The sequence below is a fragment of the Micromonospora sp. DT63 genome (assembly GCF_049841615.1).
GTDB lineage: Bacteria > Actinomycetota > Actinomycetes > Mycobacteriales > Micromonosporaceae > Micromonospora.
In genome coordinates this window covers 233,629-256,277 of sequence record NZ_JBNCKQ010000005.1, presented here as the reverse complement: position 1 = coordinate 256,277, position 22,649 = coordinate 233,629, and the positions used below count along the sequence as shown (strand labels likewise).

Genomic DNA, 22,649 nt, shown 5'->3' with positions numbered 1-22,649 from the left:
GGGCGAAGATCCCCCAAGGGGAATGAAGGAGTCTGGAGAACATGCCGGTATCGGTCACCATGCCCCGGCTCGGCGAGAGCGTCACCGAGGGCACCGTCACGCGCTGGCTCAAGCAGGAGGGCGACACGGTCGAGGTCGACGAGCCCCTGCTCGAGGTCTCGACCGACAAGGTCGACACCGAGATCCCGTCGCCCGCGGCGGGCGTGCTGAGCCGGATCGTGGTCGGCGAGGACGAGACCGCCGAGGTCGGCAGCGAGCTGGCCGTCATCGCCGGTGAGGGCGAGTCGACCGGTGGCGGCGAGGCCGCGCCGCAGGAGCAGGCCCCGGCCGAGGAGGTCGAGCCGGCCGCCGAGCCGACGGCCGCCGCCGAGGGCACCGCCGACGAGGTGGCCCAGGACGAGGCCCCGGCCGAGACGCCGGCTCCGGCCGCCGCGTCGTCGGGCGAGGGCACCGCGGTGAAGATGCCGGCCCTGGGTGAGAGCGTCACCGAGGGTACGGTCACGCGCTGGCTCAAGCAGGTCGGCGACACCATCGAGGTGGACGAGCCGCTGCTGGAGGTCTCCACCGACAAGGTGGACACGGAGATCCCGTCGCCGGTCGCCGGCACGGTGCTGGAGATCAAGGTCGCCGAGGACGAGACCGCCGACGTCGGCGCCGACCTGGCGATCATCGGCGTCGCCGGTGGTGCCCCCGCTCAGGCCAAGCCCGAGCCGAAGCCCGAGCCGAAGGCGGAGGCCGCGCCGGCGCCGAAGGCCGAGCCGAAGCCGGAGCCGAAGGTCGAGGAGCCCACGTCGGGCGTGTCGTACAACGAGCCGGCCGCTGAGGCGGAGACCTCGGCGCAGCCGGCGCAGGCCGAGCAGGCGGCTCAGCCGTCCGCGCCGACCGCCGCGCCGCAGCGCCCGTCCGCTCCGGCGCCGGGTGGCGGCGACGAGGCCGCCGGGTACGTCACCCCGCTGGTCCGCAAGCTGGCCAGCGAGCACGGCGTCGACCTGGCCTCGCTCAACGGCACCGGTGTGGGTGGCCGCATCCGCAAGCAGGACGTCCTCGACGCGGCCGAGAAGGCCAAGGCCGCCAAGGCCGCGCCGGCTCCGGCCGCGCAGCCGGCCGCCGCGCCGTCGGCCCCTGCGGCCAAGCCGGCCGCCAAGGCGCAGCCGAGCGCCAAGCGGGGCACCACGGAGAAGCTGCCGAGGATCCGGGCGACAATCGCCAAGCGGATGCAGCAGTCGCTGCACGAGACGGCGCAGCTGACCACTGTCGTCGAGGTCGACGTCACCAAGGTCGCCAAGCTGCGGGCCCAGGCCAAGGACTCGTTCCTGGCCAAGCACGGCGTGAAGCTGTCCTTCCTGCCGTTCTTCGCCCTCGCCGCCATCGAGGCCCTGCAGACCCACCCGATCATCCAGGCGAGCATGGACCTGGACGGTGGCACGATCACCTACCCGGCCGCCGAGCACCTCGGTATCGCCGTGGACACCGAGCGCGGCCTGCTCGTGCCGGTCATCCACAACGCCGGTGACCTCAACATGGGCGGCATCGCCAAGCGGATCGCCGACCTGGCCGAGCGCACCCGGAACAACAAGATCACCCCGGACGAGATGGCCGGCGCGACCTTCACGCTCACCAACACGGGCAGCCGGGGCGCTCTCTTCGACACTCCGATCGTGCCGTCGCCGCAGTCGGCGATGCTCGGTACGGGTGCCGTGGTGAAGCGTCCGGTCGTGGTCAACGACCCGGAGCTGGGCGAGGTCATCGCGGTCCGGTCGATGGTCTACCTGGCCATGTCCTACGACCACCGCCTGATCGACGGTGCCGACGCGGCCCGCTTCCTGACCGCGGTCAAGGAGCGGCTGGAGGGCGGCAACTTCGAGTCGGAGCTGGGCCTGGCCTGATCCGCAGTAACGCCGAAAGGGGCGCCCCGGTCGTCGACCGGGGCGCCCCTTCGTCTACGCCGCTCACCCCTTGAGCAGATCCGTCGAGACCTTCCAGAGCCGTTCGGCGGCCTCCGGGTCCAGCGCGTAGTCGGCGACGCCGGTGCGGCCGCCGGGCCGGGCCGGGGCGGCCTGCTGACAGTCCTCGAAGTAGCGCCCGCCCACGCCGTCGAGCAGTGGCGAGGCGGCGACCAGCACCGAGGTGGCGGCGCCCTGTTCGACGGTCTTCCAGGCCGCCGCGTTACCGGCGCGCATCCGATTCAGCTCCTCCTCGCTCACGTAACGCTGGAGGTTGGTCTGGATCGCGCCGGGCATCAGCGAGTTGGCGAAGATGCCGTCGTCGGCCCAGCGGCGGGTCGCCTCCACGGCGAAGAGCACGTTTGCCGTCTTGGACTGCCCGTACGCCTGCCACGGCTCGTACTCGCGGCGGTCGTACTGGATGTCGTCGAAGACCACCGGCGAGCGCAGGTGGGCGGCGGAGCTGACCGAGGCGATCCGGGCCCCGTCGGCGGCGGCGAGCGCCGGACGCAGCCCGGTGGCGAGCGCGAAGTGCCCGAGGTGGTTGGTGGCGAACTGCATCTCCCAACCCTGTGGGGTGCGGCTCAGGGGGGCGGCCATGATGCCGGCGTTGTTGACCAGGATGTGCAGCGGGCCGTCCCAGTTGGCCACGAAGTCGGCGACCGAATCCTGGTCGGCGAGGTCGAGCGGGGCGATCAGCACACGGTCGTTGCCTGTGGTGCCGGTGATGTCGTCGGCGGCCTCCTGGCCGGCGTCGGGGTTGCGCACGGCCAGGGTGACCTCCGCGCCGGCGCTGGCCAGGGCACGGGCGGTCTCCACGCCGATGCCGGACGAGCCGCCGGTGACTATCGCCCGCCGGCCGACGAGGTCCACGCCCCGGATCACGTCCATGGCCGTGGAGTCATGGGCGAACGAAGTGGTGATCGGATTGCTCGTCGTCATGATCCATCCTTGTCCAGGGTGGGGCGGGCCGGTCGGTCCGCGCCCGTTGCGGGCGGACGCGCTGCACAACCGCGAACGGCTGCTTCCGGCCGCGGTCCAGGCGGTTTCCCGCCCCGGACCGGAGGTAACGTCCGGCACCCACCCGTACGCCCGGAGCCTGCACCGGCTGCTCGACCTGCTGGTGGGCGGCCTGCGGTCGCGCGACGCGGGCTGACCCGTTCCGTCCTCCGGGCAGGCCGGACGCTGCCAGAGTGGGACCGTGGGCGGCTTCCGGCGGGGTGGACAACTGGGACCAGCCGTCCCGATCGCCCCCGGCGCACGGGTGGACAAGTTCGAGGTCTTCTTCGACCTGGTCTTCGTCTTCTCGTTCTTCATCATCACTCGCGCCACGGCCGCGAACATCTCCGGTCGACAGCTGCTGCACGCCGCCCTGGTGCTGGCCGTGCTCTGGTGGTGCTGGGTGGTGCACAGCCTGGTCGCCACCCGGGTACGGCTCGGCGAGGGTTACGTCCCGGTGCTCATGGTGGTGGCGATGGCCGCCCTGTTCGCGTTCGCGCTGGCGCTGCCACAGGCGTTCAGCGACCCGAAGGGCAGCGCCGGTGGTCCGATGCTGGTGGCCGTCAGCTACGTGGTGGTCCGTGGCATCCACTGGATCCTCTACCAGCATGTGGTGCGGGACAGCCCGCAGGAGCGCCGGCAACTGCGCCGGTTCGCCCCCGAGCTGGCCGCCAGCATCGTCCTGCTGCTGGCCGCCGCGCTGATCCCGCCGCAGATCGCCGACCCGAACCAGGCCGCGATGGTCCGGGACGGCCTGTGGATCGCCGTGGTGGTGGTCCAGTTCGCCACCGGCTTCATCGTCGGCACCTGGGGCTGGGGGGTGACCAGCGCCGAGCACTGGACCGAACGCTACGACCTCATCCTGATCATCGCGCTGGGCGAGTCCGTCATCTCCACCGGCGTGGGCGGCAACCTGCTCGGCAAGCCGGTGACCTGGCCGGCGGTGGCGGCCGCCACGCTCAGCATCGTGGTCACCGCCGCCCTCTGGTGGGCGCACTTCGACTTCATCGGCCCGGCCGCCCGGATCGCCCTGCACGCGGCGGAGGGCGCTCCCCGGGTGGCGATGGCCCGTGACGCGTACGCGTACCTCTACCTGCCGATGATCGCCGGGATCATCCTCTTCTCCATCGGCAACGAGGAGATCCTGCACAAGATCACCGACCCGGCCGGCGGCCTTGCCGAGAAGGCCGACGGGCCGGCCGTACCGATGCTCTTCGGCGGGCTGATCTGCTACTACGCCGTCAACATCCTGTTCCAGCTCCGGACCCTGCGTACCCTCAGCTGGAGCCGGGTGGGCGTCATCGTGGTGCTGACCGCGGCCCTGCCGGTCGGCCAGCATCTGCCCGCCTTGGGCGCGCTCACCCTCGCGACGGTGATCTGCGTGGCGCTGGTGGCCGTGGAGGTGATGGTGATGTCGACGTCCCGGCACGCGCTGCGCGCCGTCGTCTTCGAGGAGCGGACCAGCCACGAGGCGCACGAGGCCGCGTGGCGGGCCCGCTGGCACGACCTCCGGGAGCCGGACGAGCCCACCACGCCGTGACCGCCGGAGGGTAAGCTCCGGCACAGCGTCGCGGTGCACCCGGCACGAAGGCCGCCGTGGGCATGGAGGCGCGGGGACAGCATGGGACGAACGTGCACCCGAACAGTTCACCCGCCGAGCGGCTCGCCGCCGTCGGCAACCAGATGATCGAGATCCACCTCTGGCTCGGCGCGGAGCTGGCCCGCCTGCGGGCCGACCTCGGTGACACCCCCAGCGGCGACGCCCGCCCGTCGCGCGACCTGCGGGCCCACTGTCTGACCTTCTGCGCCGCGCTCGGCCGCCACCACACAGGTGAGGACGCGGGCGCGTTCCGGGTCCTGGCCGACGAGGTGCCCGAGCTGCGCCCGGTCCTGGCCAACCTGATCGTCGACCACGAGGTCGTGGCGGGGATTCTGGGCCGGGTCGAGGAACTGCTGGGCGACGACCGCCCGCTGCCGACCACCCAGGTACGCGCCGAGCTGGACGGGTTGGCCGCCCTGCTGGAGTCGCACTTCCGCTACGAGGAGAAGCGGCTGGTCAGCGCCCTGAACGCGCTGACCGGTCGACCCGGGACCGCCGAGCAACTGCTCGGCCTGACGGCGCCGACCGGCTGAGCCGAGATCGACTCCCGGTCGCCGACCTGCCGGTGTCGCCGACCGGGGAGACCGCCACCTCGGCGTGCCGCAGCGCATGACCCACGCCGGCCCGGGAATCCGCCACCTCGGCGTGCCGCAGCGCGCGGCCCGCGCCGGCCCGCCCGGCCGTCACCGGTCGTCGTCCGGCGGGGTCGGGCCGGGCAGGCGCTCGTAGAAGCGGATCTTCTCCCGGAGGTGGTCGTACTGGCGCTGGAGCAGGCGCATCTGCTCCTCGACCTGGGCCGCGTGTCGTTGCAGCAGCTCGCGCCGTTCGTCGACGGTGTGCTCGCCCTCGCGGGCGAGGGCCGCGTACCGGCACATCTGGGCGATCGGCATCCCGGTGTCGCGCAGGCAGCGGAACAGCACCAGCCAGCTCAGGTCGTCGTCGGTGAAGACGCGCTGGCCGCCCGCCGTGCGATTCACGTCGGCCAGCAGGCCGATCTTCTCGTAGTACCGCAGCGTGTCCAGGCTGAAGCCGCTGCGCCGGGCGGCCTCCGCGGGCGCGTAACCGGTCATGTCTCGGCATGGTAGCCACCCCTTGACCTGGAGCGCACTCCAGGTTGGAGGCTGGTCCGCATGACGACGACACGAACGCTGGGACGCAGCGGCATCGAGGTGAGCGCGATCGGGATGGGGTGCTGGGCGATCGGCGGCCCGCTCTGGGGTGACGACGGCCAGCCGTTCGGTTGGGGAGAGGTGGACGACGACGAGTCGATCCGGACCATCCACCGGGCCCTCGATCTCGGGGTGACTCTGTTCGACACCGCCAGCAACTACGGCGCCGGGCACAGCGAGCGCATCCTCGGTCGGGCCCTGGCGGGTCGCCGGGACGAGGCGGTGATCGCCACCAAGTTCGGCAACGTCAGCGACGAGGCCACCCGGCGGGCGCTCGGCACCGACGCCAGCCCGGCGTTCGCCGTGCGCAGCCTGGAGGATTCACTGCGGCGGCTCGGCACCGACCACGTGGACCTCTACCAGCTGCACATCAACGAACTGCCGACGCCCGCCGCGCTCGACCTGGTCGGCACCCTGGAGGAGCTGGTCGACCAGGGCAAGATCCGGGCGTACGGCTGGAGCACCGACAACCCGGCCTCGGCGGACGCGTTCGCGGCGGCTGGCAAGAACAGTGCCGCCATCCAGCACGACGAGTCGGTGCTGAGCGACAACGCGGCGGTGCTCGCCGTCTGCGACCGCCACGACCTGGCCAGCCTCAACCGGGGACCGCTGGCGATGGGCCTGCTCACCGAGTCGAGCCGCACGCTCGGCGCGGACGACGTGCGCGGTCGGGCGCCCGAGTGGTTGCAGTGGTTCACCGACGGCCGGCCCACGCCGCAGTGGGCGGCACGGGTCGAGCAGGTCCGCGCGGCGCTCACCGCGGACGGTCGGACCCTCGCGCAGGGCGCGCTGGGCTGGCTGCTGGCCCGCAGCCCGCGCACGGTGCCGATTCCCGGCCTCCGTACGGTGGCCCAGGCCGACGAGAACCTGGCGACCCTGACCCTGGGCCCGCTCCCGCAGGAGCAATACGCCGAGGTGGAAAACCTCCTGGCCGACCTACGCCAAGCCTGACCCCCACCCCGTTCTTCGCCGATCTTGCACTTGCTGTCCCGGCAGAACGGACCTTGCCGGGCAGAACGACGACACAAAGTGCAAGATCGGCGGGGAGTGGGGCCGGGGCGCGTCCGAGGGTGACGTTTTCGACGAAGATAAGGGCATGCGGATCCTTCTGGCCGGCGCGTCCGGCTTTCTCGGCAGCCGGCTGGGCGACCGGCTCGCCGCCGACGGGCACGAGGTCACCCGGTTGGTGCGCCGACCGGCGCGCGACCCGCGAGAGCGGCAGTGGGACCCGGCGGCCGGCCATCTCGACCCGGCGGCGGTCGCCGGCGCGGACGCCGTCATCAATTTGGCCGGCGCAGGCGTCGGCGACAAGCGCTGGAACGACGACTACCGGCGGCTGATCCGCACCAGCCGGGTGGACAGCAGCACGACGCTGGCGACGACGATCGCCGGGTTGCCGGCCGCCGACCGACCGAAGGCGCTGCTCAACTCGTCGGCAGTCGGTTGGTACGGCAACACGGGCGACCGGGTCGTGGAGGAGGACGCGCCCGCCGGCGAGGGTTTCCTGGCCGACGTCTGCCGGGTGTGGGAGGCCGCGACCCGTCCGGCCGAGGACGCCGGCGTACGCGTGGTGCGACTGCGCACCGGCCTGCCCCTGCACCGCGACGGTGGGCTGCTCAAGCCGCAGTTGCTGCCGTTCCGGCTGGGCATCGCCGGACGGCTGGGCAGTGGCCGGCAGTGGCTGCCGTGGATCTCGATGGCCGACTGGCTGGACGCGACCCTCTTCCTGCTGGCCCACGACGAGATCGCCGGCCCGGTCAACGTGGTGGGGCCGCATCCGGTGACCAATGCCGAGTTCACCCGGGAGCTGGCCCGCCAGCTGCACCGGCCGGCGATCATCCCGATTCCCGCCCTGGCCCTGAAGGTGGCGCTGGGCGGCTTCGCCCACGAGGCCCTGACCAGCACGAGAGTCCACCCCGGAGTCCTGACCAAGGCCAACTACCCCTACCACCACCGAACCCTCCCCCAGGCCCTCCAGGCGGCCCTGACCGCCTGACCCTCATCCAGTTGATCAAGAGGTTTGCGTCATCCGGGGGGCGGATCCTGACGCAAACCTCTTGATCACCGGGGGTGGGGGTGGGGTTGGGGGTCAGCAGCCGATCACCCAGTAGTTGGGGGCGGTCTGCTTGAGGGTGCTCGTGTAGAAGGTGTTGTAGAGGCCCATGCGCTGGTTGGAGCCGTTCGCGTAGGCGTAGCCGCCGGACTGGTACGCCCGACCGGCCGTGACGTGGGCGTAGTTGCTCGCCGTCACGCAGGTCGCCGGCGTGGTCGGGGTCGGGCTCGGCGTCGGGCTGGCCGTGGGGCTCGGCGTGCTGGTGGGGGTGGCCGTGGGGGTCGGGGTGGGGGTGCTGCCGCCGCCGTTGAGGCCGAAGAAGAGCGCGTCGCGGTACGTCGAGCAGATGGTGTCCAGGAAGTACGCGCCGGCGGTGCCACACTGGTCAGCGGCGGAGCCCGGGTCGACCGGGGTGCCGTGGCCCATGCCGGAGACCCGGTAGAGGCGTACCTCGTCGTTGCCGTACACCTCCAGGCTGGTGTTGGCGGGCAGCGACGACGTGCTGGTCGGCGTCTGCGAGATCCCCCGCACGTTGGTCCACTGGTCGCGGGACTCGGTGCCGTTGAGCGGGGTGACAGTGGTGTCCGACGTGCCGTGCCAGATGGCCACCCGGGGGCGCGGGCCGGTGTAGCCGGAGTAGGCGCCACGGACCAGGTCGCCCCAGGCGGCCGGGCTCTTGTCGGTGCCCGGGTTCATGCAGCTGAACGCGTTGACCATGCTGGTGGCGCAGCGGTACGGGATGCCGGCGATGATCGAGCCGGCGGCGAAGACGTCCGGGTACGTCGCGAGCATGACCGCGCTCATCGCCCCGCCCGCCGAGAGGCCGCTGACGAAGACCCGGGAGCCGTCGACCGCGTAGTTCGCCTTGGCGTGGTCGACCATCTGCTTGATCGACAGCGCCTCGCCCTGCCCCCGGGTGGTGTCGCCGCTCTCGAAGAAGTTGAAGCAGGAGTTGGCGTTGTTGCCGGACGGCTGCTGGGCGACGATGAGCGTGAACTTCCACAGGTCGGCGTACTTCTGCCAGCCGGAACCGCTGAAGTAGCCGGAGGCGTTCTGCGTGCACCCGTGCAGCAGCACCACGGCCGGGGAGTTGGCCGGCAGGTTGTCCGGCCGGTAGGCGTACATGGCGAGGTTGCCCGGGTTGGAGCCGAACCCGGTGACCTGGGTGAGGCTGGCGGCCTGGGCGGGCGTGGCGAGGGTGATCGCCCCCGCCACGGCGAGGACGAGCCCGGTGGCCGCACCGAGCAGCCGGTTGAGGGTGGATGTGGAGCGGCGCACGGCGGCCTCCTGAGAGGGGCAGACTGTGAACTGGGTCACGGTCGAGTTGCCGAGACGTTACGACGATGTGTCGCCGCTATGACATGGCGCACACTCACACATTCACGGCAGCCGTTGTGTACGACGAACCATGGCCACCGCGCAGGCAGCGGAGTCGACAACAACCGCCGGTCTGACCGGCTCGTCCAGGTCCGGTTGGTAACGTCCGCTGCGTGCCGTCCTCCCCGTCGCTGGCCACCGGGCCCGCACCCGCGTCGCCGCCGCGCGCCCTCCGGGACCGCCGGGCCGACCTGATCGTCGTGCTGGTGGCGCTCGCGCTCGCCGTCTGGGTGACCAGCGGCCTGTGGCGGGACCCGAACGTTCGCGCGATCACCGTCAACTCCAGCGACCAGGCGCTGTTCGAGTGGCTGCTGGCCTTCGGCGGGCACGCGGTCACCCACGGGGAGAACCCCTTCTTCACGTACCTGATCAATGTCCCGGACGGCGTGAACCTCGCGGTCAACACCTCGATCACGGTGTACGCGGTGGTCTTCGCCCCGCTCACGTACCTCATCGGGCCACCGGCGACGTTCCTGGTGATCCTCACGCTGAACCTGCTCGCCACCGCGCTGGCCTGGTACTGGCTGCTCTCACGGCACGTGGTGCGCAGCCGCCTCGCCGCCGGGGTCGGCGGCCTGTTCATCGCGTACTCCCCCGGCATGGTCTCGCACGCCAACGCCCACCTGAACTGGACCGCCGGCTGGCTGGTGCCGCTGCTGATCTGGCGGCTGTTCGCGCTGCGCCGCCCCGGGCACTGGCTGCGCGACGGGGTGATCCTCGGCGCTCTGGTCGCGGTGGCCTTCTCGATCGCCGCCGAGGGCCTGTTCTTCGCAGCCCTCGCGCTCGGCGTGTTCGTGGCCGTCTGGGCGCTGCACCCGGCCCACCGGGCCGAGGCCCGCGCCGCGCTGCCCAATTTCCTGCGCGGGCTCGGCGTGACCGCCGTTGTCGCCGGGGTGCTGCTGTCGTACCCGCTGTGGCTGCACTTCGCCGGGCCGCAGCGGTTCCACGGCACCGGCTTCGACCCGGTGATCCACTCCGAGGACATCGCCGCGTTCGTCGCCTTCCCGCGCCGGTCCCTGGCCGGGGAGGTCGGGCTGGGCACCTCGCTGGCGCCGAACCCCACCGAGGAGAACTCGTTCTTCGGTATCCCGCTGCTGGTGCTCACCGTGGTCTGCTTCGTCGTGCTCTGGCGACGCGCCGACCCCGGCCGTCGGGCCGTCCTCTGGGCGCTGGGCGTCGTCGCGGTGATCTTCACGGTGCTGTCCTTCGGGCCGGTGGCGAAAATCGACGGACGCCGTACCGACCTGCCCATGCCGTTCGACGTGCTCGGGCAGCTGCCGGTCGTGAACGCCGCGCTGCCCGCCCGGCTGGCCCTGGTGGTGGCACCGGTGATCGGGGTGCTGCTGGCGTACACCCTCGACCAGCTGCGAGCCGCGCCGCCCCGGCACCGGTCGACGGAGCTGGCCTGGTCGCTGGGGTTCGCGGTGGCCCTGCTGCCGCTGCTGCCCACCCCGCTGCTGACCCGGGAGCGCGAGCCCATCCCGCACTTCATCACGTCCGGCGCCTGGCGACAGTACGTCTCCGACGGCAACACGTTGACCCCGGTGCCGCTGGCCGTGGACATCTACCCCGACGGGCAACGCTGGCAGGCGTACGCCCTGTCGCACCGGCAGGGCGAGTTCGCGATCCCCGGCGGCTTCTTCCTCGGCCCCGGCGGCCCGGACGGGCGGGGCCGGATCGGGCCGGTGCCGCGCACCCTGAGCGCACTCATGGACCAGGCCGGCCGCACCGGGCTGGTGCCGATCATCACCGACGGCACGAAGCGGGAGGTCACCTCCGACCTGCGGCACTGGCGGATCGAGACGGTGGTCCTCGCCGACGAGGTGCACGGCGCGAAGTTCGAGGTCGACGAGGCCGCGGTCCGGCGGACGGCCACCGCGCTGTTCGGCGAGCCGCAGCGGGTCGACGACGTGTGGATCTGGCGCATCCCGCCGACGGACCGATAGACCCGGCGCGGCGAACCGGGGCATCGTTACCGGTCGACGTGGCGTCTAATGAAGTGATGCGCATGACCGGCACCCGAGTTCGACGTAGCGCCGCGCTGGGCGCCGCCCTGGCGCTCGTGGCGCTGAGCGCCCCAGTCGCGTCGGCCGGCGAAAGCACCGCCACCGGCAGCACTGGCGGCGCGGTGCCGACCCGGGTGCACGATCCGTTTCTGTGGCAGGCCACCGTCCGGCAGCGCCCGACCGGCCCGGCTGCTCTGATCTTCTTCACCAATCGCACCCGCTATTTCGAGTCGACCGGTGTGCTGGTCGGCCGGGACGGCGGTTACCGGCTGATCCCGTTGCACGTCGGCGAGGGGCACGGGCTGCTCTCCCCGGACGGGCGGCACTACCTGCGGCCGGACACCGGCGAGTTGCTGGACCTCACCACCGGCCAGCAGCGCCGTACGCTGAGCACCGGCATCTATCCGTTCGCCTGGTCCCCGGATGGGCAGCAGGTGTTGGGCACCCGCAGCAACGACGACTCCGTGATCACTTACGGGCCGAACAACGAGCAGCTCAACGACCCGGAGAAGCCAGACGACCTGCTCCTCGTCGACCCGTACCGGAGCACCGAGCGGGTGGTCGACGTCGGCACATTCGCCGGGCACACTGCGGCGGCCTGGTCGCCCAGCGGCGACCTGGTGGCGGTGGCCGGCTGGCCCGACCCGGCCGCCAGCGGCGCCGAGCTTCAGCGACTGGTGGTCGTCGACCCGGCCGGCGGCGGCGGACCCCATTGGCAGGTCGACCTGGGTGATCGGCGGATACTGGCCGGCCCGGCCGCCTGGCACCCCGACGGCCGACGGATCGCGCTGCTCGCCTTCGACGGCTGCGCCGGCCCTCGGTGCACAGCCGATCAGGTGGCGGCGCGCATCTGGCGAGTCGAATTCCTGGACGCCGCCACCGGCCAGGCCGCTGGTCAGCCCCTGTTTGTCGGCCCGTCGGTCACCGGGATCGTCGGTTGGCGCGGCGACGCCCCCGTCATAGAGCAGGTGAACGCGGCGGAACGGGTCGAGGACCGGCGGGCCACCCTCGCCGCGCTGTCGCCCGGCGGTGACCTCGAAGTGCTGGTGACCGCGCCGGACGGTTCGACCGGCCTGGCGGTGCCGGGTGATCTGCTGACCAGGGCCGCGTTCGGCGGTCCGGAGCGCCGCCCGTCGCCGTTCGCCGCCCCACTCTGGGTCTACCTGGCGGTGGCCGTGCCGCCGCTGCTCACTGCCGCCCTCCTCTACCGCCGCCTGCGTCGCCGCCGCTCCGTCGATCCGACGCCGAGCTCGTGAAGCCGGCCGGAGCCGTCACCGCACGCCCGCCCGGAGTCGCGGTCAGGAGTCCCGGTGAGGCGGCTCACGGGAGGTCTGAGCGGTCGGCGGGACTAGGCTGGACGCCGTGACGACGACGACCTCCGGCCTGACGGCCGTCCGCGCCGGCCTGCTCGACTACCAGGCCGCCTGGGACGAGCAGCGGCGCCTGCACGAGTCGGTGGTGGCAGGCGAGCGCGGCGACACCGTGTTGCTGCTGGAGCACCCGAGCGTCTACACCGCGGGCAAGCGCACCGAGCCGTGGGACCGGCCCATGGACGGCACCCCGGTCGTCGACGTGGACCGGGGCGGCAAGATCACCTGGCACGGCCCGGGTCAGCTCGTCGGCTACCCGATCCTGCGACTGCCCGACCCGGTGGACGTGGTCGCCTACGTCCGCCGCACCGAGGAGCTGCTCATCGACGTGTGCGCCGAGTTCGGCCTGGCCGCCGGCCGGGTCGAGGGCCGCAGCGGCGTCTGGGTGCCCGAGGACGACCGGGGGCCGGCCCGCAAGGTGGCCGCCATCGGCATCCGGGTGGCCCGGGGCGTCACCCTGCACGGCTTCTCGATCAACTGCGACTGCGACCTGACGTACTTCGACAGGATCGTCCCGTGCGGCATCCGCGACGCCGGCGTCACCTCGCTCACCGCCGAACTGGGCCGCCCGATCAGCGTCGCGGACGTGCTCCCGGTGGTCGAACGCCGGCTGTCCACCCTGACCGAGGTCTGAGCGCACAGCCGGCACCCGGCCCTACGGCGTCAGCCGGTGCAGGTCACGCGGGAACGCGGTGACCTCCCGGACGTTGGCGGCCCCGACCAGGCGGGCCACGAACCGTTCCAGCCCGATGGCGAACCCGCCGTGCGGCGGCATGCCGTGCCGGAACGCGTCCAGATAACCGGTGTACGGCTCGACCGGCTCACTCCGGGCCGCCAACGCCGCCAGGTAGTCGGCGTGCCGGTGCAGCCGCTGCCCGCCGGTGACCAGCTCCAGGCCACGAAAGAGCAGGTCAAACCCGTTCGAGTACGCGGGCCGCACCGGGTCCGGGTGGGTGTAGAACGGTCGCTTCGCCATCGGGTAGCCGGTGACGAAGAGAAAGTCGGACCCGTGTTCGCGGCGGGCCCACCCGCCCAGCGCCCGTTCGTGGGCCGGCGCGAGGTCCGGCTCGTCGGCGGGAGCCCCGGCGATCGCCAACGCCTCGGTGAAGTGCACCGCCGGGATCTGCACCGGCACGGCCGGCACCTCGACGCCCAGCGTCGCCAGGGCGCCACCGGCCCGCTCAGCCACCGCGCCCAGCATGCCGGCGACGACCTCGCGCAGCACCCGCATCACGTCGGTATGGTCGGCGACGAAGCCCAGCTCCGCGTCGAGCGACGTGTACTGCGCGAGGTGCCGGACGGTGTCGTGCGGTTCGGCCCGGAAGACCGGCCCCACCTCGTAGACACGTTCGAAGACGCCGACCATCAACTGCTTGTAGAACTGCGGCGACTGGGCCAGGTACGCGGGCCGGCCGAACCAGTCCAGCGCGAAGACGTTCGCCCCGCTCTCGGTGGACGAGCTGACCACCTTCGGCGTGTGGATCTCTACGAAGTCGCGGGCATCCAGGGCAGCCCGGAAGCCGGCCACGGCCGCCGCCGAGACGCGCAGCGCCGCAGAGCGGGTCGGATGACGCAGCGCGGTCGGGGCGTTGTCGAGCTGGGTGGGCAGGCTCGCGCTGAGCGCCGGCCGGTACAGGTCGAACGGTGGCGGCTCGGCAGGTGGGCCGAGCGGTCGTACCGTCGGGTCGGTCAGCTCGACCCCGGCGGGCGCGGTGCCGTTCGACGTGACCGTGGCGGTGACCTCGACGACTGTCTCCTCGGTGATTTTCTCCAGCTCGGCGCGGACGGCCGGGTCGGTGACGACGACCTGGGCGAGGCCGGCGGCGTCCCGCACGATCAGGAAGGCCACCGACTTCAGCAGGCGGCGGCGGTGCACCCAGCCGGCGATCCGGACGGTCTCGCCGACGTGGGCGGGCAGGTGGTGCGACAGGGTTCGGCGCATGACGGGCTGCTCCTCGGTCGATCGCGACGCCGCCACCGGGGCGACGGTGTCGCATCAGCCCCAGGGAGGTGTGGGCGAGCGGGAACCTCGCGGTGCCACCACACCTTCGCCCCCACCGGAGCGGGGGCCTCGTTCGTCGCCTGGTGACCGGGGCCAGCCGGGCGGGCTCTAGTAGGCGTCGCCGCCGTTCTGCCCGCAGCTCGGGAGGGTCTTCGCGCACCCGTCGCCAGACCGCCTCTCAGCACCGGCGGCTCTCTGTACTGGCGGGTCGGGGCGCTACTCGGCTCCGTCGTCGCTGTTGGCGGCGACGCTAACACCCGAACCCGGCGCGTGTGACGCCATTTTTGGGCTTGCCGGTGTCCGGCGTCACAACATCAGCGGCGTGACGCCGGTCGCCTGACGCACATAGACGGCTGCCATCCGGCGTAGGCTCGTTTTCGTGACGATCGAGCACTCCGCGCCGACGACCGGCCAGGCAGCGCGTACCGCAACGGCGGCCCCCGAGGGGCGTCGCCTGCTGCGGATCGAGGCGCGCAACGCCGAGACGCCGATCGAGCGCAAACCGCCATGGATCAAGGTCAAGGCCAAGATGGGCCCGGAGTACACCCAGCTGCGCGGGCTCGTGTCGCGCGAAGGGCTGCACACCGTCTGCCAGGAGGCCGGCTGCCCCAACATCTACGAGTGCTGGGAAGACCGGGAGGCCACGTTCCTCATCGGTGGTGACCAGTGCACCCGGCGCTGCGACTTCTGCCAGATCGACACCGGAAAGCCCGCCGAGTTCGACGCCGACGAGCCGCGTCGCGTCGCCGAGTCGGTCGTCTCGATGGGCCTGCGCTACGCCACCATCACCGGTGTCGCCCGTGACGACCTGCCCGACGGCGGCGCCTGGCTGTACGCCGAGACGGTCCGGCAGATCCACGCGCTGCAGCCCGGCTGCGGCGTCGAGCTGCTCATCCCCGACTTCAACGCCGTCCCCGAGCAGCTGGCCGAGGTCTTCGGCTCGCGGCCCGAGGTGCTGGCCCACAACGTGGAGACCGTGCCGCGCATCTTCAAGCGCATCCGGCCGGCGTTCCGCTACGACCGCTCGCTGGACGTCATCCGGCAGGCCCGCGCCGACGGCCTGGTCACCAAGAGCAACCTGATCCTGGGCATGGGCGAGGAGCGCGCCGAGATCTCCCAGGCGCTGCGCGACCTGCACGAGGCGGGCTGCGAGCTGATCACCATCACGCAGTACCTGCGCCCCTCCCCCCGGCACCACCCGGTGACCCGGTGGGTCAAGCCGGAGGAGTTCGTGGAGCTGCGCGAGGAGGCCGAGGAGATCGGCTTCGCCGGGGTGATGAGCGGGCCGCTGGTGCGCTCGTCGTACCGGGCCGGCCGGCTCTACAAGCAGGCGCTCGACGCCCGCGCCGCCACCCCGGTCGTCACCGCCGGCTGACCCGCCGACAGCGCCGCACGGGCGTGCGGCGTCCGGGTGCCATGATCGAGCGATGACCGCCGGCGTACGCGAACAGCCGCGCGGCGCGGGTCGACCGCGTCCGCGGCCCGGTTCGCACCTCGGCCTGGTCGGCTGGCTCACCGGTCTTGCGGTGCTCGCCGGGGTCAGCTACCGGCTCTGGCTGCTGAATCACGCCACTCCCCCGACGAACAGCGACGAGGCCACCATGGGGCTGGCCGCGCTGCACATCGCCCGGGGCGAGGACTTTCCGGTCTGGTTCTACGGCCAGCAGTACATGGGCCCGCTGGAGGCGTACCTGGCCGCGCCGGTGTTCGCGCTGTTCGGTCCGTCCCTGTTCGGTCTGCGGCTGCCCACGCTGGCGCTGTACGCGCTGTTCCTGCTGCTGACCTGGCGGCTCACGCTGCGGCTGACCGGGGACCGCTGGTTCGCCCTGCTGGTGGTGGCGCTGCTCGCCCTCGGCGCCGACCGGGTGGTCAAGAACCAGTTGATCGCCGGCGGCGGCTACCCCGAGATGAACGCGGCCGGGGTGGCGCTCGCCCTGCTCGCCGTCGACCTGGCCGCCGGCCGGCCGGGGTGGCGACCCGTCCGCTGGGCGGTCTGGGGGTTCCTGGCCGGGCTGCTGCTCTGGGTCGACCCGCTGGTGCTGCCGTACGTCGTGGCGACCGGGGCGGTGCTGGTCGGGTTCCGCCACCGGGAGCTGCGCGGGCGGGCCGGAGCGCTGCTCGGGGCGGCAGCCGTGCTGGGGGCCGCCCCGCTGCTGGGGCACAGCCTGCTGACCGGCCGCAACCCCCTGCACCCGGTGCTCGCCGCCGGCGGGGCGGACGCCACCGCGAGCTGGGCGGACCGGCTGCACGGCGGGCTGCTGCTCGGGCCGCCGCTGGGCATGGGTTTCTGCGGCCCCGGCTCCTGCGCCACCTGGCAACTGTGGTGGGCGTACGCGCTGCCGGTGCTGCTGGTCGTCGCCGCCGCCACGGCCTGGCTAACGCTCCGCCACCCACCCGCGTTGGGCGGCGCGGACGGCTCGACGCCCCGGGTCGCGGCGGCCATGCGGCTGGCTCTCGCGCTGGCCGCGGCGGCGACCCTCGCCGCGTACACGCTGAGCAGTTCTTCCGGTCTGACCCCGGTGGAGAGTTCGCGCTACCTGTCCACGCTGCTCATCTCCGTACCGGCGCTGCTCTGGCCGGTCTGGACGCTGGCCCGGCGCGGTCCCGGGTGGCCGGTGACCCGGCTGGGCGCGTTCGTCGTCCTCGCCGCCACGCTGGTCACCGCCGCGTACGCCACCGGGCAGGCGGCCCGGACGGCCCCGGCGACCCGGACGGCCGAGGCCCGGCACGCCGAGCTGGTGGCCACGCTGCGCCACCTCGGCGTACGACACGTCCGCGCCGACTACTGGACCTGCAACCGCCTCACCTTTGCGAGCGGCGAGGAGGTGGTCTGCGCGGTGGTCGACGACACCCTGCGTCCCGGCTTCGACCGCTACCCCGCGTACCGCCGCGAGGTGGAGCGTGCAGCGGCGCCGGCCTGGGTCGCGCCGACCGGCTCACCGCTGGCGGCCCGGCTCGACGAGCGGCTCGGCACCGACCCGGCCGACCTGGACCTGGTCACAGTCGACGGCTGGCGGATCTACCTGCCGCGCGGCTGAAAAGACCACCCGTCAGCGGGGCGCGGCGGGCTCGGCGAGCAGACCGAGACGACGGGCCAGCGCGGCCGCCTCCCCGCGGTTGGTCACGCCCAGCTTGGCGATGATCCGGGAAACGTGCACGCTTGCCGTCTTCGGGGAGATGAACAGGCGCTCGGCGATCCGGCTGTTGCTGTGCCCCTCGGCGACCAGCCGCAGCACCTCCCGCTCCCGGGACGTCAGCAGATCGGCACCGCCCCCACCGTTGCCCGCCCCCCGCAGGCCGACCCGCCGCGCCAGCGTGGCGGCCGTCTCGGCAAGCGGCGTCGCGCCCAGCCGCCGGGCGATCTGGGCCGCCTCGGTGACCGTCGCCGACACCTCGTCGCGCTCGCCCGCCGCCGCGGCGGCCTCGGCCAGCGCCAGCAACGCCCGACCGAGCGGGTACGGCTGACCGTCGACGCGCCACGCCTGCACCGCCGCCCGCCACGCCGGCACCGCCTCGTCGTCCGCCGCCAGCAGAGCGCTGACCTGGGCGGCGTGCGCCCGCGCGGCCGGGTGTCGCGCCGGCAGGTCGGCGGCGAGCGCGGCGACGGCGGCAGCCAGCTCCCCGTCACCCACCCGGGCTGCGGTACGCGCGGCGGCGCTCAGCACCGGCCAACCCTCGCGGGGCAGGTGCGGCAGGCTGTCGTCGGCCACCGCGACGCGGGCCGCGCGGACCGCCTCGATCTTGTCGTCGGCGGCCAGCGCCGCCTCGATGCCCAGCTCGTGCAGGGGCAGGCGGTGGTTCGGCCACAGGTAGGGCCGGGCGAGGAAGGCCAACGCGCGGTCGACCATCTCGTCGGCTCCCGGGTGCGCCCGCGCCAACCGCAGACCGGCGCCCAGCTGCAACCAGTGCAGCCCGGTGACGCCGGACAGGTCGATGCGGGCCGCCTCCGCACAGACCGTCTCGGCCTCGTCCCACCGGCCCAGCGCGATGAGCGCCTCGGCCCGGTTGGACAGCAGGTACGCCCCGGCCGAGCGGCTGATCCCCACCCGCCGCGCCTCGGCCAGGCCGGCCTCGGCCGCCTGCGCGGACTCGGCGTAGCGGCCCAGCTCGCAGAGCACGTCCGACTGGAACACCTTGACCAGCACGAGAGCCGCCGGGTCCCCGGCCGCCTGGGCCACGGCCTCGGCACTGCCCAGCTCCGCCAACCGGTTGTCCAGCTGCTGGTGGCAGAGCAGGGCGATCCTCGTCGGCAGCAGGACCAGTTCCTCGCCGAGCGCCTCGGCGTCCGTGCTCGCCTCGGCGGCGACCAGGGCCGCCTGCTCAGGATCGATCTTGACCAGGTGGGCGGCGATGTCGGCGAGCAGCCGGACGCGCTCCACCCCGTAGGGCCCGCCGGCTGCCAGTCGGTACGCCTCATCCAGCTCCCGCCTGCCGTCGCTCTTGCCGAGCAGGGCCATCAGCCGGCCCCGCTGGTCCAGCAGGCGGGCGGCGCGCAGCGGCGTGGCGTCGGCGTCCACCTCGGCCAGTCCGGCGCGGGTCAACGTGATGGCGCGACTGAAGTCGCCGGCCGTCACCGCCGCGTCCAGGGTCTGCTCCAGCAACGCCAGGTGGTCCATGCCGAGCAGGTCGGCCGCGTCGGGCACCAGCTCCCACAGCTCCAACGCCCGTTCCAGCAGTCGACGCTGCTCGGCGTAGGCGTACCGGTCGGCGGCGGCGCAGGCCGCGACCCGGGCGGCGACAAGGGCGCGGGGGTGGTCGTGCGCCGCGTACCAGTGGTGGGCGATCTCGGCCGGGGCGCGGCCGGCGACCACCAGGTGCGGCTGGGCCTCGATCGCGGCGGCGAACCGCGCGTGCAGCCGGGCGTGCTCGCCGGGCAGCAACTCGTCGTGCACGGCCTCGCGGACCAGGGCGTGCCGGAACTCGTAGTCGCCGTCCGGGTCGGCCACCACCAGTTGGGCGGCGACCGCGGCGCGCAGCGCGTCCTCCAGCTCGGCCTCGGGCAGGCCGGCGACCTCGGCGAGCAGACCGTGGGCGAAGCGGGTGCCGCCGGCCGCCGCGATCCGCAGCACCCGCTGGGCCGGCTCGGGCAACCGGTCCACCCGGGCCAGCAGCAGGTCGCGCAGCGTCTCGGGCAGCGCCGCGCAGCCGAGCGGGGAGCCGGCGACGGCCAACTCCTCGATGAAGAAGGGGTTGCCCTGCGTACGGTCGTGGATGTCGTCGACGGCACGCGGCGCCGGCTCGCCGCCGAGCAGGTCGGCGAGGATCGCGCCGGTACCGTCGCGGTCCAGCCGGCCCAGCTCGACCCGCTCGACACCGCGGGCCCGGTCCAGCTCGGCGAGGAACGGGCGCAGCGGATGGCCACGCTGCAACTCGTCGGTGCGGTAGGTGCAGACCAGCAGCAGCCGGCCCGGCCGCGCGGCCCGGACCAGGAAACCGATCAGGTCCCGGGTGGAACGGTCCGCCCAGTGCAGGTCCTCGATGATCAGCAGCAGTGGCCGGACGTCGGCGAGCCGCTGGAACAGTTCGGCGACCAGGTCGAACAGGTATCCGCGTGGGGCGTCGGTAAGTGGTCGCGTGCTCGGGGCGGTCAACCCCGCCGGCATCCGGCCCAGCTCCGGCAGCAGGCGGGCGAACTCCGCCTCGTAGCCGGCGAAGACCTCCGCCCCGTCGGCGCGCAACACCGCGCGCAGCGCAGCGGCGAACGGCGCGAACGGCAGGCCCGCCTCACCCAGCTCCAGGCACTGACCGACCAGCACCCGGGCGCCCCCGGCGGTGGCCCCGACCGCGAACTCCTCCAGCAGCCGGGTCTTGCCCACGCCCGCCTCGCCACCGACCAGCACGGTGGCCGGCTCGCCCTTCCCGGCCCGGCCCAGCGCGTCCCGCAGCGCCGCGATCTCACGGTGGCGGCCGACGAGGACGGAACTGGCGGCACGTACGGTCACGGGACCGAGCATGCCATGACCGGGCGACGCACCGTCCCCGCCGATCGGCCGGCGACGCGGCGACGGGGCTGCCCCGCCTCCTGGCCCGCCGGTCGACGGCTCGGACCGGAGCCCGCCGGCCGACGGTCCGGACCCGGGCCCGCCGGCCGACGGTCCGGACCCGGGCCCGCCGGTCGACGGTCCGGACCCGGGCCCGCCGGCTGACGGCTCGGACCCGGGTGCCGGGTCGTCGTGCCGGCCGGCCGGTGGGACGGGCCCGGGCGCGGTGGGTGCGGTGGGTGCGGTGGGTGCGGCGGTCGGGGTCACCGGCGGTCGTCACCCGTGCGGCGGGTCGGCTGGCGGCGGCCCAACCAGGCACGACCCGAGCGGCGCGGCACCGACCGGGCGAGCCGTTCCGCCGCAGCCTCGGCCCGCAGTTCAGCGGCGTGGGTACGGTGCACGGAGAGCAGGAAATCTACGTCGTTGCCGAACATGTCGGGCTCCTTCGTCGCGTCGTCGTTGTCTGCTGACGACTCTTCGCGCGAAGGCCCCGGCCCGGCATGGGCACACCGCCTCATCTTGCCCGGCCGCACCCTCCTTACCCGCCCGGTCGGGGCGGGTAAGGCGACGTAAGGTACTCAGCCGGCCGGCACCCGGACGCGGATCAACGCGACCGGCGGGGACCACTAGACTCTGCGACATGGCAAAGCCCCAGGAGAAGGTCTCGTTCGGCCAGCGGCTGAAGCAGATCGGGATGGTGTTCCAGTTCACCGCCAAGCAGGACCGGTGGTTCGCGCCGCTGGTCGCCGCAGCGGTGCTCATCCCGCTCGCGCTCACCGTGGTCGCGGTGATCCTCTGGAGCTGGATCTGGCTGCCGATCGGCATCCTCTTCGTCCTGCTCGCGGTGCTGATCGTGCTGAACCTGCGGTCCAACAAGGCGATGATGAACGCCGCCGAGGGGCAGCCCGGCGCAGCGGCGCAGATCATGGACAACATGCGCGGCGACTGGCGGGTCACCCCTGCCGTCAGCTCGACCACCCAGATGGACATGGTCCACCTGGTGATCGGCCGGCCCGGCGTGATCCTGCTGGCCGAGGGCAACCCGCAGCGGGTGCGCGGCCTGCTCGGGCAGGAGAAGCGACGGCTGGCCAAGGTCATCGGCTCCGCCCCGCTGCACGACTACGTAATCGGCCAGCAGGAGGGCGAGCTGCCGATCCGCAAGCTGCGCACGACGCTGCTGCGGCTGCCCCGCGCGCTCAGCGGCAAGGACGTCAACGCGCTGGACAAGCGACTCAAGGCGCTCACCGCCCGTCCGCAGATGCCCAAGGGCGCGATCCCGAAGAACATGCGGCCGCCGGGCGGTGCCCGCCAGCCGCGACGCTGACCCGTACACCGCGAAAGAGCCGGACCCAGACGGGGTCCGGCTCTTTTCGCGCCTCGCGCCTCGCGCCCCGCGCCCCGCGCCCCGCGCCCCGCGCCCCGCGCCCCGCGCCCCGCGCCCCGCGCCCCGCGCCCATGATCCGCGCAACATCCCCGATGTTGCTGTCTCCGACGCGCGGGAGGCAGCAACATCCCCGATGTTGCGCGGATCTTGGCCGGTCTTCCCGTTCGGAGGGCGGGATCTCGTCGGCGTCGGCCTGCGGGAGGCGGGCCTCCGACAGGCACGCCGCGGAGGTGACAGCCGATCCGGCCGGCGAGGGCCCGACCGGTGCGGAGGCGGGCGGGGCGGGGTCGCGGGAGCCCGGGTGCCCGGGAGTCCGGGAGTCCGGGTGCCGGGCGTGTCAGCCGCGCGGGGCGTCGACGATGACCGAGTCGACGAGGCGGTCGTGCACGCCCCGACGGTGCTCGTCCATGATCAGCGCGGGGACGACGAGCGCCAGCAGCACGCCCCGGGCCAGCGCGCGGGGTACGCCGATCCGGCCCCCGTCGTGCCAGTTCACGCAGCGGACCTTGGTGACGTACATGCCCGGCGTCTGGGCGAAGAGGCCGAGGAAGATGCCGTACTCCAGGATCAGCACCAACACGGGCGCCCAGCCGTCGCGTACCGGATCGGCGAAGATGTTGGCCACCAGCAGGCAGAGCACCCAGTCGATGATCAACGCTCCGAAGCGCCGACCCAGGCTCGGCGGGGTGAAGGTGGGGTCGGTGGCCGGCGCTGCCGGGACGTACGGATTGGTCACAGCGATCAAGGGTATCCGCGTCCGGATCG

19 protein-coding genes are annotated in these 22,649 nt (G+C 73.2%); 12 read left to right on the top strand and 7 right to left on the bottom strand.

All coding sequences use genetic code 11. The features are described from left to right. Positions 1–41 precede the first annotated feature (41 nt). On the top strand, positions 42–1,886 hold the full coding sequence (gene sucB, locus ACLQ27_RS20250; RefSeq protein WP_425868136.1) for a 2-oxoglutarate dehydrogenase, E2 component, dihydrolipoamide succinyltransferase: 1,845 nt from the start codon (positions 42–44) through the stop codon (positions 1,884–1,886). Between the two features lie 63 nt (positions 1,887–1,949). Here sucB and ACLQ27_RS20245 read toward each other — a convergent pair whose 3' ends face one another. Continuing rightward, positions 1,950–2,885 (bottom strand): SDR family NAD(P)-dependent oxidoreductase, encoded by a 936-nt coding sequence (locus tag ACLQ27_RS20245; RefSeq protein ID WP_357575182.1) that lies wholly within the window; start codon positions 2,883–2,885, stop codon positions 1,950–1,952. Between ACLQ27_RS20245 and ACLQ27_RS20240 the strand changes: the two genes are divergently transcribed. From ACLQ27_RS20240 to ACLQ27_RS20230, 3 genes are all read left to right on the top strand, one after another. Beyond that, positions 2,884–3,099, top strand: coding sequence for a hypothetical protein (locus ACLQ27_RS20240; RefSeq protein ID WP_425868134.1), 216 nt, complete (start codon positions 2,884–2,886; stop codon positions 3,097–3,099). The two genes, ACLQ27_RS20245 and ACLQ27_RS20240, sit on opposite strands and share 2 nt — an antisense overlap. A gap of 45 nt (positions 3,100–3,144) precedes the next feature. Beyond that, complete coding sequence (locus ACLQ27_RS20235) at positions 3,145–4,482, top strand: low temperature requirement protein A (RefSeq protein WP_357496664.1); 1,338 nt, start codon at positions 3,145–3,147, stop codon at positions 4,480–4,482. Between the two features lie 92 nt (positions 4,483–4,574). Next, positions 4,575–5,075: a hemerythrin domain-containing protein gene (locus tag ACLQ27_RS20230; RefSeq protein WP_357575180.1), complete on the top strand. Its 501-nt coding sequence runs from the start codon at positions 4,575–4,577 to the stop codon at positions 5,073–5,075. A gap of 150 nt (positions 5,076–5,225) precedes the next feature. On the opposite strand, the gene ACLQ27_RS20225 is transcribed toward ACLQ27_RS20230, so the two are convergent. Next, a complete protein-coding gene (locus ACLQ27_RS20225; RefSeq protein WP_234590299.1) occupies positions 5,226–5,612 on the bottom strand; it encodes a MerR family transcriptional regulator in 387 nt (128 codons plus the stop codon). A gap of 60 nt (positions 5,613–5,672) precedes the next feature. On the opposite strand from ACLQ27_RS20225, the gene ACLQ27_RS20220 reads away from it, so the two are divergent. Next, positions 5,673–6,662, top strand: coding sequence for an aldo/keto reductase (locus tag ACLQ27_RS20220; protein WP_425868132.1), 990 nt, complete (start codon positions 5,673–5,675; stop codon positions 6,660–6,662). A gap of 145 nt (positions 6,663–6,807) precedes the next feature. Further along, positions 6,808–7,707, top strand: a complete 900-nt coding sequence (locus ACLQ27_RS20215) for a TIGR01777 family oxidoreductase (RefSeq protein ID WP_357496657.1) — start codon at positions 6,808–6,810, stop codon at positions 7,705–7,707. 93 nt (positions 7,708–7,800) lie between these two features. Here ACLQ27_RS20215 and ACLQ27_RS20210 read toward each other — a convergent pair whose 3' ends face one another. Further along, positions 7,801–9,042: an extracellular catalytic domain type 1 short-chain-length polyhydroxyalkanoate depolymerase gene (locus ACLQ27_RS20210; RefSeq protein ID WP_357496655.1), complete on the bottom strand. Its 1,242-nt coding sequence runs from the start codon at positions 9,040–9,042 to the stop codon at positions 7,801–7,803. Positions 9,043–9,254: 212 nt separating this feature from the next. On the opposite strand from ACLQ27_RS20210, the gene ACLQ27_RS20205 reads away from it, so the two are divergent. From ACLQ27_RS20205 to lipB, 3 genes are all read left to right on the top strand, one after another. After that, positions 9,255–11,087, top strand: a complete 1,833-nt coding sequence (locus ACLQ27_RS20205; protein WP_425868129.1) for a DUF2079 domain-containing protein — start codon at positions 9,255–9,257, stop codon at positions 11,085–11,087. 62 nt (positions 11,088–11,149) lie between these two features. Next, complete coding sequence (locus tag ACLQ27_RS20200; RefSeq protein WP_425868128.1) at positions 11,150–12,403, top strand: hypothetical protein; 1,254 nt, start codon at positions 11,150–11,152, stop codon at positions 12,401–12,403. Positions 12,404–12,509: 106 nt separating this feature from the next. Then, the gene (gene lipB / locus ACLQ27_RS20195) at positions 12,510–13,151 is read left to right on the top strand and encodes a lipoyl(octanoyl) transferase LipB (RefSeq protein ID WP_234590279.1); all 642 of its coding nucleotides are present in this window, start codon (positions 12,510–12,512) and stop codon (positions 13,149–13,151) included. A 21-nt stretch (positions 13,152–13,172) separates the two neighbouring features. Here the strand turns inward: lipB and aspS are convergent, their stop codons facing one another. Beyond that, positions 13,173–14,459, bottom strand: coding sequence for an aspartate--tRNA(Asn) ligase (aspS, locus tag ACLQ27_RS20190; protein WP_425868126.1), 1,287 nt, complete (start codon positions 14,457–14,459; stop codon positions 13,173–13,175). A gap of 439 nt (positions 14,460–14,898) precedes the next feature. Between aspS and lipA the strand changes: the two genes are divergently transcribed. Continuing rightward, positions 14,899–15,894: a lipoyl synthase gene (gene lipA / locus ACLQ27_RS20185; protein ID WP_357496649.1), complete on the top strand. Its 996-nt coding sequence runs from the start codon at positions 14,899–14,901 to the stop codon at positions 15,892–15,894. 52 nt (positions 15,895–15,946) lie between these two features. Then, entirely contained in the window at positions 15,947–17,557 is a 1,611-nt protein-coding gene (locus ACLQ27_RS20180) for a hypothetical protein (protein ID WP_425868124.1), read from the top strand. 12 nt (positions 17,558–17,569) lie between these two features. Here ACLQ27_RS20180 and ACLQ27_RS20175 read toward each other — a convergent pair whose 3' ends face one another. Further along, positions 17,570–20,461: a helix-turn-helix transcriptional regulator gene (locus ACLQ27_RS20175; RefSeq protein WP_357575175.1), complete on the bottom strand. Its 2,892-nt coding sequence runs from the start codon at positions 20,459–20,461 to the stop codon at positions 17,570–17,572. 302 nt (positions 20,462–20,763) lie between these two features. Further along, the gene (locus ACLQ27_RS20170) at positions 20,764–20,934 is read right to left on the bottom strand and encodes a hypothetical protein (RefSeq protein WP_234590919.1); all 171 of its coding nucleotides are present in this window, start codon (positions 20,932–20,934) and stop codon (positions 20,764–20,766) included. Positions 20,935–21,140: 206 nt separating this feature from the next. Between ACLQ27_RS20170 and ACLQ27_RS20165 the strand changes: the two genes are divergently transcribed. Next, positions 21,141–21,824, top strand: a complete 684-nt coding sequence (locus ACLQ27_RS20165; RefSeq protein ID WP_234590917.1) for a DUF4191 domain-containing protein — start codon at positions 21,141–21,143, stop codon at positions 21,822–21,824. Positions 21,825–22,221: 397 nt separating this feature from the next. On the opposite strand, the gene ACLQ27_RS20160 is transcribed toward ACLQ27_RS20165, so the two are convergent. Beyond that, positions 22,222–22,620 carry an RDD family protein gene (locus ACLQ27_RS20160; RefSeq protein ID WP_357496642.1) on the bottom strand — a complete coding sequence of 133 codons (399 nt, stop codon included), beginning with the start codon at positions 22,618–22,620 and terminating at the stop codon, positions 22,222–22,224. Positions 22,621–22,649 lie beyond the last annotated feature (29 nt).